Here is a 12,406-nt window from a genome sequence, read left to right as displayed (position 1 = left end):
CTGTCCTCCTCATCCGCTCACCACGTACTCGGGTGCGCACGCGGCCACCGTGAGCAGTGTGCGAGGGTCCTTGGCCACGCCGTCCAGTGCTTTCCTGGTCCGGTCGGACCAGGTGTCGATCCCGATGGTTTCCCGCAGCCGCCCCAGCGCGTCGTCCCGCGCCTTCTGGGCGACCAGCCGCGCGAGGTTCATCCGCGCCACCCCGGCCGACGTCGTCAGCCACGCCCCGCCCGCGGGCCAGCCACCGACGCTCGGCGGGCGGAACGGCAGCTGCCCCATCCCGCGCAAGCCGTTGAGCAGCTTCTTCGGATCGAGATCGCTCGCCTTCAGCCCGGTCGCGCGCAGCAGGCCGACCAGCCATTCGACGGGCTGTTTGACGATCGTCGCGGCCGTGTCCCGGAACGCCGCTTCCCCGGCGATCGTCCGGAGCGCGGCCGTGATGTCCCGGCCCGGCCCGTACGCGGCGATGATCCGCTGATGCGCGTCCGGCGGCGGGGGAGTCGGTGAAACCAGGCGGAACCACAGCCGCCCGGTCACGAAGGCCGCCGATTCCGGCCGTTCCAGCACGAGGTCCACAAAGGACTCCGCGGTGAAGTCGGCGGTCCGGCCGAAGATCTGTTTCGGCCCGCGGTCCTGGCGCTGCGGCTTCAGCGCGGCCGCACCGGTCTTCTTGTCCAGCGTCCAGCCGGTGAGCGCGCGGGCCGACTCGCGGACGTCCTCTTCGGAGTAGTGCCCGACGCCGAGCGCGAACAGTTCCATGAACTCCCGGGCCAGGTTCTCGTTCGGCGAACCGACCTTGTTGTCGTTGCCGTCGAGCCACTTCAGCATCGCCGGGTCCACCACCAGCGCCTTGGCCAGTCCGGTGAACGAGCCCCGTCCGAGCCGATGGAAGGTCTCGTTCTGCGCCAGCATCAGCGACGGCTCACGGACCTTCTGCTCGCTGGTCGCGAAATGACCGTGCCAGAACCAGGTGAGGCGTTCGGCGTCGTCGGCGACCATACGGTCCAGCCACCAGAGCGCCAGCCGCTGTTCCTGTTCGGCTCTGGCCTGCTTGTCCTCCTTCTTGTCCTTGCGGTCGGGCAGCGGGGCCAGGTGCGGTGCCTGCCGCGCGCCGCCCGGCGACAGGAGGCCTTCGAGTGCCGGGAGCGGCTCCCCAGGGCGGGGGCCGAACCCGAACCGATCGGCCAGCCGCCGGGCGGCGGCGCGTTCATCGAGAACAGCCATGGCCCGATTGTGGGCAGCGGCCGGACGCGCCCGCCAGGAACGCGGGCACATCTTCAGGTGACCCGAAGGTCGCGGCCGTAGGACCCAGGGCCTAGCGGCGCGGACAGGATCGGTCCCCGGTCCGACGCGCGCGGGTGTCCCGCTGGAATTGACTGGTGAGCGACGAGATCACGCTCTACGGGAAGAAGACCTGATGATCGAGTTCGACCGGCTCACCAAGCGGCGGGGATCGGCGACGATCCTCTCCGGCGTCAGTTTCGAAGCGCGCCCCGGCAGGGTGACCGGCTTCCTCGGGCCCAACGGTGCCGGGAAGTCGTCGACTTTGCGGATCCTGCTCGGACTCGACCGGCCGACCTCGGGGACCGCGCTGGTCGACGGCGTCCCGTTCGCCGGACTGCGGGATCCCCTGCGCAAGGTCGGCGCCGTCCTCGACGGCTCTGGGGCGCATCGTGCTCGGACCGCCCGGGCACATCTGAAGTGGGTCGCCGCGGCGGGCGGAATCCCGCGCGGCAGGGTGGACGAGGTCCTGGCGGAGGTCGGCTTGTCCGCGGCGGCGGGGAAACGCGTCCGCGGCTATTCGCTGGGGATGGGGCGGCGGCTGGCCCTGGCGGCGGCGCTGCTCGGCGACCCCGAGGTCCTGGTGCTCGACGAACCGGTCAACGGCCTCGATCCGGAAGGCATCCGCTGGATCCGCGGCTTCCTCCGCGAGCGCGCCGCGGCCGGGCGGACCGTCCTGCTGTCCAGCCATCTCATGGGGGAACTGTCCGAGACGGTCGACGACGTCGTGGTCATCGACGGCGGCAGGATCGTCGCGCAGGGAACGCTCGCCGAAGTCGTCGGCGGGCACCGGAACCTGGAGGACGCCTTCTTCGCGCTCACCGCGGGGGCCGCGCGATGAGGGCCTACCGGGGCGAACTGCGCAAACTCGGCTCCCTGCCGTCGGTCTGGGCCGCGGTCGCGGTCGGTGTCCTGGTCCCGGCCGCCCTCACGTTCCTCAACGCGAAGTCGGCGGTCGCGGCCGGTCGCGGCGGCAACGCGGACGTCGGGTTCCAGGAACTTGCGTTCGGCGTGGTGGGCGCGATCATCCTGGGCGTCGTCGCGGTGAGCAGTGAATACACCACGGAAGGGGAGAACGCCGGTGGCGGACGCCAGATCGCCACGAGCCTCACGATCGTGCCGTCCCGAGGGCGGTTGCTGATCGCGAAGCTGGCGGCGGTGATCACCGCGGTCGCCGCGCTGGCGGTGGTCTCCTCGGCCATCACCCTGACGACCGTCGAAGCCCTGCTCGATGCGGGTGACCTCGCCCGCCTGCCCGGGGTCGTCCTCTACTGGGTACTGACGGCGCTGTTCGCGTCCGGCCTGACTTTGGTGACGCGTAACGGAATCCTGCCGCTCGTCGTGCTGATCCTGAACACGTCGGTGGTCACGATCACCTACCTGCTCACGAAACTCACGCCGCTGGCCGTGTACTTTCCCGACCTGGCCGGGGTCCGCCTGTTCATCAGGCGGATGGATCTGCCCGTCCAGCTCTCGCCGATCACCGGTGGCCTGGTGATGACGGCCTGGGTAGCGGCGCTGCTCACTGCGGGTTTCCTGGTCTTCCGGGGGAGGGACGCGTGACGGGCGGCCGGGCGATCCGCGCCGAGACGCTCAAGTTGCTCAGCCTCCCGGCGACGTACTTCACCCTGCTGGGCACGTTCGGCGTTTCGGTGATCCTCGCGATCGCGTTTTCACGACAAGGCGTCTCACCCCTCGGCTACACCCAGGCTGGGTTCATCGTGCTCGGCGTCATCGCCGCGACGTCGGAGTACAGCGGCGGCCAGATCCACCGGACCCTCACGGCCATGCCACGCCGGATCGTCCTGCAACTGTCCAAAATGGCCGCGCTGCTGATCGTGGCCGTCCCCGCGGCGGGCCTTACCGCGCTGGCTGGCCTCATGGTTACAGGTGGGCCGTTGTCCGACGCGGTGGGAGCGAGTGCCTATCTCACGCTCACCGCGGTCATCTCGGCCGCCGTCGCGACGATCCTGCGGCGGAGTGTCCCGGCGGTGGCCGGGCTGCTCGGGTACTACTTCATCGCAGGCCCGCTTTTCCGGGATCGAGGCACGTTCGCGGCGTACCTGCCGGACGCCGCGAGCCGCGACCTGGGCGCGCTCGGCGGTTCGGCCGTCGCGCTGGCGTGGGCACTTCTCGCGGTCGGGGTTTCCGCGACGCTGTTCCGGATGCGGGACGCTTGACTCAGCTTCGCGGAGCCACCAGACCCAGGTCGTACGCCGTGATCACCAGCTGGGCGCGGTCGCGGGCCGACAGTTTGCTCAGCAACCGGCTGATGTGCGTCTTCACCGTCTTGACGGAGATGGTCAGCGTCTCGGCGATCTCGGTGTTGGACAAGCCGCGGCCGACGAACGTGAGGATCTCGATCTCACGCTGGGTCAGCCCGGCGGGCGGGCGCGGGCTCCGGTGCGGCGGCGCCGTCACGTAGTGCTCGATCAGCCGGGTGAGGATGGCGGGCGCGAACAGGGACTCGCCGGCGTGCGTCCGGCGGACGGCGGCGATGAGCTCGTCGGGTTCGGTGTCCTTGAGCAGGAAACCGCTCGCTCCCGCGCGGAGGGCGCCGTAGACGTACTCGTCCAGTTCGAACATGCTCAGCACGAGGATCCTGGTCCCGGCCAGGCCGGGACAGGCGCTGATCTCCTTGGTGGCCACGATCCCGTCCTGGCCGGGCATCCGGATGTCCATCAGCACGACGTCCGGGCTCAGCCGCCGCGCCATTTCCACCGCTTGCGTCCCGTCCTCGGCCTGGCCGACGACGACCATGTCCGGGGTGGCGCCGATGATGATCGCCAGGCTGTGCCGCAACAGCCGCTGGTCGTCGGCGAGCAGGACCCGGATCGGGGGCTGTTCGGCGTTCGTCACAGGTGTGCTCCGTCGGGTAGCCGCGCGGTGAGCCGGAATCCGGTTCCGGCCGGGGCCGCGCTCAGGTCGCCGCCGAGCATCTCGGCACGTTCTCGAAGTCCCGCCAGGCCGTGGCCGGCACCGGGGGTGGGGGACCAGGCACCTCGCGGTCCGTCGTCCTCGACGGTCACGACGATCGTGTCGTCATCGCGTCGGAGATCGACGTGAGTGGTCGTCGGCCCGGCGTACCGCGCGGTGTTGGCGACGGCTTCGCGGACGATTTCGCACACTGTCGCTTGTACCCCAGGGGAAACGTCCCCGAGTTCGCCGACGTCCAGCCGCGGCTCCATGCCCAGCGAGCGTGCGTCGTCGACGATGGCCGGAAGATCCGCGAGGCTCCGCACCGGCCGCAAAGGCGCTCCGCGCTCGTCGGCGTCGCGAAGCACGGCCAGCATGCGCCGGAGTTCGGTGCCCGCGTCGCGGCTCGCCTGTTCGATGTCGACGAGCGCCTGCTCGCGTTCCGCTTCCCGGATATCGCCTTGGACCCGCCTCGCCGCACTGGCCCGCAGCGTGATCACGCCGAGGCCGTGGGAAACGATGTCGTGGAGTTCCCTGGCGATCCGGAGCCGTTCGACCTGCGTGGCGTGCTCGGCGGCCCAGGTGGTGAGGCGCGCTTCGTAGTCGAGGCGCCGCTTGCGAGCACGGACCAGCGTCCACGTGGTCACTCCGGCGGCCGCGGCCACCACGAAGATCGGCACGAGGACCGCGCCGGGCCCGCTCGCACCGGTGGCCAGCAGCACGATCGCGGCCACGACCAGCACCGCACCGGCGACCAGCCACGCGCGCGATCGCCATACGGGGCGCTCCGGCGGTGTCATCACCGGCCATCGTATTACCGGCCGGTGGGCTTCTGGGGCGGGTTGGTCGTGAGTGGTAAGTGTCGTTCTAACGGCACTTACCACTCACGACCCCCTGTACCGAGCTGGGTCCGCTCCACTCACCTACCTGAAGCGCGTGAAGGCCCCCTTCCCTCGGCTGAGCCGAGGGAAGGGGGCCTTCACGCGCGGCCGCTGTGACTGCGGTACCGACGCCTCGCCGGGCATCAGACGGCATGCGCCAGCGTCAACGCGCCGCCCGCCGCCGAGAGCAGGAGGACGGACCAGCGGACGGAGCGTTCACCGACCCGGCGGCTCAGCGCCCGTCCCAGCAGGTCACCGGCGAGGGCGGAGCCCGCGACCGCGAGGAGCACGCTCACCGGCACCTCCACCCAGCCGAGACTGGGCAGCGCGACCAGGCCGAGCAGGAAGAAGTAAATCGACAGCGTCCCGCGGGTCTCGTCCGCGCCCCAGCCCGCGCTCGCCCCGTAGACCGCCACGGCGGGCCCGGAGAGCCCGGCGACCGAGTTCATCGCCGCGCTCAGCACGCCCGCGCCGACGGCGCCGGTCCTCCCCGCCAGCCGTCTGCTGGTGATGCCGCTCGCCAGCACGCCGACGGCGAGGACACAGCAGCCACCTGCGGCGAGCAGCAACGGACGTGCGGGAACTCCGCGCACCACGAGCGCGACGACCGGGGTGAACACCATCGCGGGCACCGTCAGCCAGGCGACCTGCGCCCACCTGATCGCCCGCCAGTGGGTGATCGCGACCGCGAGATAGACCGGGAAGCCGAGCAACAGGGTGAGCCGGACGGCGTCGAGCGGGCCCAGTGCCAGCGCCAGGAACGGTACGCACAGCAGGGAAAGCCCCATGCCGGACAGGCGCTGGGCGACGACCCCGGCCGCCGCCGCGAGCGAAGTCATGGCCAGGGTCCCCACCGGACCACTGTGGACCTGGCGCGGGCTGCGCCGGTAGCCGGTGCGCGGCGAGGACGTCATAGCCCACCGCTATGACCAGTGAACTGGACGGGCTCCGGTGCCGACCTCGCCGCGCGACACCGGACCTTTGGTGCCGACTGTGTGGAAATAGAGACGTTCAACGTCCCCATTTCCACACACCCCTCACCCTGAGTGACACTTCGCGGTCTCCTCGACAGGACACCGCACGAACTGGACCCGTCGATCGCGCGGGTTCTGGCACTTCTGGCCGTTCCAGTCGTGCCGCACGCTCGGCGTCACTGCCTTTGGAACAGACGGGAGCGTGAGATGAAGATCGGTGTCCCTCGTGAAGTCAAGAACCACGAGTACCGGGTCGCGGTGACGCCCGCGGGCGTACACGAGTTCACCTCGGCCGGGCATGAGGTGTTCGTCGAGCGCGGAGCGGGGGAAGGATCGTCCCTTCGCGACGAGGATTACATCGCCGCCGGGGCGAAGGTGCTGGACAGTGCCGACGACGTCTGGGCGACCGGCGAACTCGTGCTCAAGGTCAAGGAGCCGATCGCCGAGGAGTACCACCGCCTCCGGCGCGATCAGCTGCTGTTCACCTACCTGCACCTCGCCGCGAGCGAGCCGTGCACGCGGGCGCTGCTGGACGCCGGGACGACGTCGGTGGCCTACGAGACGGTGCAGCTGCCGAACGGTTCGCTGCCCCTGCTGTTCCCGATGAGCGAGGTCGCCGGGCGGCTGGCCCCGCAGGTCGGCGCGCAGACGTTGATGCGCGCCAACGGCGGACGCGGCGTGCTCATCGGCGGGGTCTCCGGGGTGGCCCCGGCGCGGGTGGTCGTGCTCGGCGCCGGGGTGGCCGGGATGAACGCGGTCGCCGGCGCGGCCGGGACCTGGGCCGACGTCGTCCTGTTCGACAAGAACGTGGACAAGCTCCGCGCCGCCGACCGGATGTACCAGGGCCGGATCCGCACCGCCGCGGCGAACGCCTACTCGATCGCGGAGGCCGTGGTCGAAGCCGACCTCGTGATCGGCGCGGTGCTCGTGCCCGGTGCGAAGGCGCCGAGCCTCGTGTCGAACGAGCTCGTGTCCCGCATGAAGCCCGGCAGCGTGCTCGTCGACATCTCCGTCGACCAGGGCGGCTGCTTCGAGGACACGCGGCCGACGACGCACGCCGAACCGACGTTCCCCGTGCACGACTCGGTGTTCTACTGCGTCGCCAACATGCCCGGCGCGGTCCCGCACACCTCGACGTACGCGCTGACGAACGTCACGCTGCCGTACGCGCTGGAGCTGGCGAACCACGGTTTGTCCGGCGCTGTCGAGCGGTGCCCGGAGCTGCGCGGCGGGGTCAGCACCGTGGACGGACGGCTGACGTCCGCGCCGGTCGGCGAAGCCCTCGGGATCGGCTCGGTCGGGCTCAGCGAAGTGCTCGGCTAGGTGGTGCGGGCCGGGATCTGGAGCTAGGTTCAGATCCCGGCTCCGTGGCCGTGAGGGAGGTGCCGTTGCCGCGAACGTTGATCGAAATCGACCGGACATCCGCCGAACCGCTCTACCGGCAGGTGCGGCGCGCCATCGAGCACGGCATCGCGATCGGCACGTTCGACCCGGCCCACCGGCTGCCGAGCTCGCGTGAGCTGGCCGCCGAACTCAGCGTTTCCCGCAACACCATCAACCTCGCGTACCAGGAGCTGGTCGCCGAAGGGTTCGTGGAGAGCCGGGAGCGCAGCGGGCTGTTCATCAACGCGGAGATGCGGCCGCACTGCGCGGTGCAGGAGCGCGGCACCAGCCCGGCCATCGACTGGAGCGCGCGGGTGCGCCGGTACCCGGACGCCGGGGTGCCGCACATCGAGAAACGCGTCGACTGGCACACCTATCCGTACCCGTTCCTCGCCGGGCAGGTGGACGTCACCGCCTTCCCGGCGCGGTCGTGGACCCGCTGCCTGCGGGACGCGCTGTACCGGCCGCACGTGTTCCCGAGCCTGCAGGACAGCGTCGGCTCCGACGACCCGATGCTGGTCGACCTGATCTGCCGTCAGCTGCTCACCGCGCGGGGGATCGAGGCCGACCCGTCCGAGGTACTGATCACCGTCGGCTCGCAGCAGGGGCTCGATCTGCTCGGCCGCGCGCTGCTCGGGCCGGACAGCGTCGTGGCGATGGAGACCCCCGGCTACCTCGACGCCCGGCACATCTTCCTGCGCACCGGCGCCGGGTTACGCGGCGTCGACGTCGATCAAAGTGGCCTGCGTCCACCCGAGACACTCGACGGCGTCGATCTGCTCTACCTCACCCCGAGCCACCACCACCCGACGAACGCGACGTTGAGCATCGGGCGCCGCCGCCGGCTGCTCAGCCTGGCCGCGAGCGCGGGCACGGTGCTCGTCGAGGACGACTACGACAGCGAATTCCGGTACCACGGCAGCCCGACACCCGCGCTGAAGGCACTCGACGGCACCGGCGACGCGATCTACCTCGGCACGTTCTCCAAGTTCCTCTCACCCGGCCTGCGGCTGGGATACCTGGTCGGGCCGCGCGAGCTGGTGCGGGAGCTGCGGGAAATCCGGCGCTACGTGCTGCGGCATCCGCCCGGTCATCTCCAGCGGGCGCTGGCGCTGCTCATCGACAGCGGCGAGTACCACCGTTCCCTGCGGCGGTACCGCACGAAACTGATGCGGAAATGGGAGGCGACCTGCGCCGCGGTCGCCGAGCACCTGCCGTGGGCGCAGGCGGCGTATCCGCCGGGCGGGGTCAGCCTCTGGATGACCGGACCGTCCGAACTGGACTGCCGGGCGCTGATGGAGCGCGCCGAGCGCGACGGCGTCCTGATCGAGCCCGGTGACATCTTCTTCGTCGGGGACGACCCGCCGCGCAACCACTTCCGGATCGGCTTCGCGGCGGTGCCGTTGCGCGACATCGACCCCGGTATCCGGCTGCTCGGCGAGGCCTGCCGCGACCTGCTCGGCGGCTGAGAGCCGACTGGTACCACCGCACCGGACCGTTCTGGACCTGTTCATGCGGCCAGATGTGCCGCACTGTCTGGGGATCCTTCGTGAGCCAGGCACCGTCGCCAGGAGGTCCGTGTGGTGGAGTCCCTTCGAGAAGATCCCCGGAACGCAGCCGAGTTCGTCGCGCTCGGGGGCACCGTGCTCACCTTGGACCCGGCGGGGAGACGGGTCCGCGCGCTGGCCGCGACCGGCGGGCGGATCACCGCGCTGGGGTCCGAACGTGAGATCTCCGGGCTGATCGGCCCGGAGACCACCGTGCTCGACCTCGCCGGGCGGACGGTGATCCCCGGGTTCGTCGAGTCCCACAACCATCCGGCGTTCTTCGGGATGACACTGGCCGCGCCGGTCGACGCCGGCAGCCCACCCAACGACACCATCGCCGACATCGCCGGTCGGGTCGCCCAAGCCGCCAAGGAACTGGGACCGGGGGAGTGGATCCGGGGATTTCGTTACGACGACACGCTGCTCGCGGACGGCCGTCATCCGACGCGCGCGGACCTGGACCCCGTCTCCGGCCGGAATCCCGTGGTGCTGACCCATGTCTCCGGGCACTTCTGCACCGCGAATTCCCTGGCCCTGCGCGAAGTCGGGATCACCGCGGAGACACCGGATCCGCCCGGTGGGCTCATCGTGCGCGACGCCCGGGGCGAGCCGACCGGCGTGCTCGTCGAGACGGCGGCCTTCCTGGTCACGTCGCGGCTGCCCGGTCAGAGCGCGGGGGAGCTGGCCGAAGCCCTGCTCCTGGCGGACGAGGAATACCTCGCCCACGGCGTGACCTCCGTGCACGACACCGGGATCGGGCTCATCGGCGGAGCGGCGGAACTGGAGGCGTACGCGCTGCTGCGAAGGGCGGGAAAGCTGCGCGTCCGGGTGCGCGGCTACCTGTTCGACGGCCTGCTTCCCGGTTTGGACGAAGGAACGCCGGAAGCGCCGGACACCCTCGGCGCGGACGACAAGTTCGCGATGACGGGCGTGAAGATCGTCGCGGACGGGTCGATCCAGGGCAAGACAGGCTGCCTCGCCGAGGGCTACACCTGCGACCCGGACGAGCACGGCATGATGCTGCTCGAACCCGTCGATCTCGGCCGCCGGATCGCCGCGCTCGACGCGGCGGGCTGGCAGGTCGCCGTGCACGGCAACGGGGACGCGGCGATCGACGCGATCATCGACGGCTACTCGCGCCTCGGCTCACCGACGGGAACGGGCAGGCGGCACCGGATCGAACACTGCCAGACGGTGCGCGAAGACCAGCTGGACCGGATGGCCGCCCACGACGTCCTCGCGTCGTTCTTCGTCAAGCACGTCTACTACTGGGGAGACCGGCATCGCGACGTCTTCCTCGGCCCCGAACGGGCACGCCGGATCAGCCCGCTGGTCTCGGCCCGCTCGCGCGGGATCCACTTCGGACTGCATTCGGACACCCCGGTGACGCCGGTGCCGCCGCTGGAAGGGATCTGGTGCGCCGTGCGGCGGATCACCAGACAGGGCAAGGTCCTCGGCCCCGAACAGGCTGTCGACGTCGATGCCGCGCTGCGCGGTTACACGATCGACGCCGCGTACTTGGCCGGAGAGGAGAACGTCAAGGGCAGTCTGGAGATCGGGAAGCTCGCCGATCTCGCGGTGCTGTCCGGCGATCCCACCACGGTCGACCCCGACCGGATCCGCGAGCTGACCGTGGAAGCCACCGTCAGCGGCGGCGAGGTCGTCTGGCGGCGCGAGACGGCGGGAGCATCGCGATGATCCGCAGCCGGCCGAGTGTCCTCATCGGACTGTTAATCCCCGCTTTCGCCCTGCTGGCAGGAATCCTGGTGCTGTCGGGATCGACGGCGTCGGTGCTGGGCATCCCGGTGCTGTTCTTCTGGGTGTTCTGCTGCTGCCCGCTGACCACCCTGTGCCTGTGGATCAGCTGGCGTTTCTTCGACCGTGCCCACTACCCGGAGGACGACTGATGCTGATCGCGATCGTGGCGGTGGTGATGGCGGGTTCGATCGGGCTCGCGGTGTGGGCGGGCCGGTCGACGCGCGGTGGCGGGATCTCCGAGTTCCTCGTCGGCGGCCGGTCCTTCCCGGCCTGGCTGGTTTACTTCCTCGCGGTCGGCGAGGTGTACAGCATCGGGACGATGATCGGCTTCCCGAGCGGGATCTACGCGCACGGCGCGAGTTACGGGATCTGGTTCATCGGCTACATCCTGCTCGCCTACTCCCTGGGCTATTTCCTGGCCCCGCTGGTGTGGCGGGCGGCGAAACGGTACGACGCGATGACCGTGCCCGACGTGTTCGGACGGCATTTCGGCAGCAGGCGGCTCGAGCTGATCACCTGCGTCACGATGCTGATCGCGCTGGTCCCGTGGGGGCAGTACCAGTTCATCGGGCTCCAGGTGGTGCTGAGCAATCTGGGCCTGCGGCTGGATCCCGTGCAGTGCGTGGTGCTGGCTGGGATCGTGGCGTTCGTCTACATCGCCGTCTCCGGCGTGCGGTCGCCCGCGTTCGTGTCGATTCTCAAGGATCTGTTCATGCTGCTGGGCGTCGTGCTCGTCGGGGTGGCGGTGGTGCTCGCCGCCGGCGGCACCGCGAAGGTCAGCGGACCCGAGGTGCTCAGCGCCGCGCAGACCACCATGGGCGGCTCGGAACTGACGTTCGCGATGACGACGATCCTCTTCCAGAGCATCGTGTTCTACCTCGGTTTCGGTGGCGCGTACGTGTTCCCGGCCCGGTCCGAACGCGCGGTGAAGAGTTCGACCGTGTGGATGCCGATGTACATGCTGATCTACCCGTTCCTGGTGCTGGCCGCGTACTACGGTGTGAGCGCGCATCCGGATCTGAAGAACCCGAACACGGTGTTCATGGTGACCGCCAAGGGTCTGCTGCCCGACTGGCTGCTCGGCCTGGTCGCCGCGGGCGCCGCGCTCTCAGGTGTGCTGGTGCTCGCCGCGACCGCGCTCAGCATCGGCGGCATGGTCTGCCGCAACCTCGCGCCGAACATCCCGGCCGCCGCGCAACGACGGTGGACGGTGGTCGCGGTCGCGAGTTTCCTGGTCCTGGCTGCGGTCCTGACCCTCGTCGCGTCGACGTTGATGCTCACGATCCTGAACCTGACCTACAACCTGCTGGCCCAGGTCGTCCCCGGCTGGCTCGCGATCCTGTTCGTCCGCCGGGTGCGGACGGCCGCGGTCGCCGCCGGGATGGTCACCGGGGTGGTCGCCGCGATCGTCCTGTACGTCACCGGTGCGACGTTCGGCGGGTTCAACGCGGGTCTGGTGTCGATGGTGCTGAACGTCGCCGTGGTGGCTGTCTGGAGCCTCGCGGCGCCGGACAAGGCACGGATACCGGTGGCGCGACCGATCGAAGACACTCCTGTGGTCGTGCCGGTGCCGAGTCCGTGAAGGACTCCTTGAGGGACCCAGAGTCCCTCAAGGAGTCCTTCACGGACTTCGGGGATACGGAACACGAAAGGGTGGAATCGCGGA

Annotated in this window: 12 protein-coding genes; 8 read left to right on the top strand and 4 right to left on the bottom strand. The window is 70.2% G+C overall.

The window, feature by feature from the left end:
- Positions 1 to 9: 9 nt before the first annotated feature.
- A complete protein-coding gene (locus IE302_RS07680) occupies positions 10 to 1,224 on the bottom strand; it encodes a DUF1800 domain-containing protein (protein ID WP_191253254.1) in 1,215 nt (404 codons plus the stop codon).
- A 193-nt stretch (positions 1,225 to 1,417) separates the two neighbouring features.
- On the opposite strand from IE302_RS07680, the gene IE302_RS07675 reads away from it, so the two are divergent.
- From IE302_RS07675 to IE302_RS07665, 3 genes are read left to right on the top strand one after another with little or no spacing between them, the layout of a single operon-like run.
- Positions 1,418 to 2,122: an ABC transporter ATP-binding protein gene (locus IE302_RS07675; RefSeq protein WP_191253252.1), complete on the top strand. Its 705-nt coding sequence runs from the start codon at positions 1,418 to 1,420 to the stop codon at positions 2,120 to 2,122.
- On the top strand, positions 2,119 to 2,844 hold the full coding sequence (locus IE302_RS07670) for an ABC transporter permease (protein WP_191253244.1): 726 nt from the start codon (positions 2,119 to 2,121) through the stop codon (positions 2,842 to 2,844). Before IE302_RS07675 ends, IE302_RS07670 begins: the two co-directional genes overlap by 4 nt.
- Complete coding sequence (locus IE302_RS07665; protein WP_191253242.1) at positions 2,841 to 3,461, top strand: hypothetical protein; 621 nt, start codon at positions 2,841 to 2,843, stop codon at positions 3,459 to 3,461. The genes IE302_RS07670 and IE302_RS07665 overlap by 4 nt, the downstream gene beginning before the upstream one ends.
- A 1-nt stretch (position 3,462) precedes the next feature.
- Here IE302_RS07665 and IE302_RS07660 read toward each other — a convergent pair whose 3' ends face one another.
- From IE302_RS07660 to IE302_RS07650, 3 genes are all read right to left on the bottom strand, one after another.
- Positions 3,463 to 4,140 (bottom strand): response regulator, encoded by a 678-nt coding sequence (locus IE302_RS07660; protein ID WP_191253240.1) that lies wholly within the window; start codon positions 4,138 to 4,140, stop codon positions 3,463 to 3,465.
- Entirely contained in the window at positions 4,137 to 4,997 is an 861-nt protein-coding gene (locus tag IE302_RS07655) for a sensor histidine kinase (protein ID WP_229907660.1), read from the bottom strand. Before IE302_RS07655 ends, IE302_RS07660 begins: the two co-directional genes overlap by 4 nt.
- Positions 4,998 to 5,221: 224 nt before the next feature.
- Complete coding sequence (locus tag IE302_RS07650; protein WP_229907659.1) at positions 5,222 to 5,992, bottom strand: sulfite exporter TauE/SafE family protein; 771 nt, start codon at positions 5,990 to 5,992, stop codon at positions 5,222 to 5,224.
- A 267-nt stretch (positions 5,993 to 6,259) separates the two neighbouring features.
- Here IE302_RS07650 and ald point away from each other — a divergent pair, with 267 nt between their 5' ends.
- The 5 genes from ald (at position 6,260) to IE302_RS07625 (ending at position 12,322) form a co-directional block, all read left to right on the top strand.
- A complete protein-coding gene (ald, locus tag IE302_RS07645; protein WP_191253236.1) occupies positions 6,260 to 7,375 on the top strand; it encodes an alanine dehydrogenase in 1,116 nt (371 codons plus the stop codon).
- Positions 7,376 to 7,440: 65 nt separating this feature from the next.
- Positions 7,441 to 8,904 carry a MocR-like pyridoxine biosynthesis transcription factor PdxR gene (pdxR, locus tag IE302_RS07640; protein ID WP_191253234.1) on the top strand — a complete coding sequence of 488 codons (1,464 nt, stop codon included), beginning with the start codon at positions 7,441 to 7,443 and terminating at the stop codon, positions 8,902 to 8,904.
- Between the two features lie 111 nt (positions 8,905 to 9,015).
- Positions 9,016 to 10,680, top strand: coding sequence for an amidohydrolase (locus IE302_RS07635; protein ID WP_191253232.1), 1,665 nt, complete (start codon positions 9,016 to 9,018; stop codon positions 10,678 to 10,680).
- Complete coding sequence (locus IE302_RS07630; protein WP_191253230.1) at positions 10,677 to 10,889, top strand: DUF3311 domain-containing protein; 213 nt, start codon at positions 10,677 to 10,679, stop codon at positions 10,887 to 10,889. The genes IE302_RS07635 and IE302_RS07630 overlap by 4 nt, the downstream gene beginning before the upstream one ends.
- Positions 10,889 to 12,322: a sodium:solute symporter family protein gene (locus IE302_RS07625; RefSeq protein ID WP_191253228.1), complete on the top strand. Its 1,434-nt coding sequence runs from the start codon at positions 10,889 to 10,891 to the stop codon at positions 12,320 to 12,322. Before IE302_RS07630 ends, IE302_RS07625 begins: the two co-directional genes overlap by 1 nt.
- Positions 12,323 to 12,406: the final 84 nt, after the last annotated feature.

Origin of the sequence: Amycolatopsis oliviviridis (assembly GCF_014654365.1) — a bacterium.
GTDB classification, from domain to species: Bacteria; Actinomycetota; Actinomycetes; order Mycobacteriales; family Pseudonocardiaceae; genus Amycolatopsis; species Amycolatopsis oliviviridis.
This window is presented reverse-complemented; position numbering and strand designations above follow the sequence as displayed.

Excerpts from the sequence above, each read along its gene's own strand:
- IE302_RS07680 (WP_191253254.1), bottom strand. The coding sequence starts at position 1,224 with ATGGCTGTTCTCGATGAACGCGCCGCCGCCCGGCGGCTGGCCGATCGG.
- IE302_RS07675 (WP_191253252.1), top strand. The coding sequence starts at position 1,418 with ATGATCGAGTTCGACCGGCTCACCAAGCGGCGGGGATCGGCGACGATC.
- IE302_RS07670 (WP_191253244.1), top strand. The coding sequence starts at position 2,119 with ATGAGGGCCTACCGGGGCGAACTGCGCAAACTCGGCTCCCTGCCGTCG.
- IE302_RS07655 (WP_229907660.1), bottom strand. The coding sequence starts at position 4,997 with ATGACACCGCCGGAGCGCCCCGTATGGCGATCGCGCGCGTGGCTGGTC.
- IE302_RS07650 (WP_229907659.1), bottom strand. The coding sequence starts at position 5,992 with ATGACGTCCTCGCCGCGCACCGGCTACCGGCGCAGCCCGCGCCAGGTC.
- ald (WP_191253236.1), top strand. The coding sequence starts at position 6,260 with ATGAAGATCGGTGTCCCTCGTGAAGTCAAGAACCACGAGTACCGGGTC.
- IE302_RS07630 (WP_191253230.1), top strand. The coding sequence starts at position 10,677 with ATGATCCGCAGCCGGCCGAGTGTCCTCATCGGACTGTTAATCCCCGCT.
- IE302_RS07625 (WP_191253228.1), top strand. The coding sequence starts at position 10,889 with ATGCTGATCGCGATCGTGGCGGTGGTGATGGCGGGTTCGATCGGGCTC.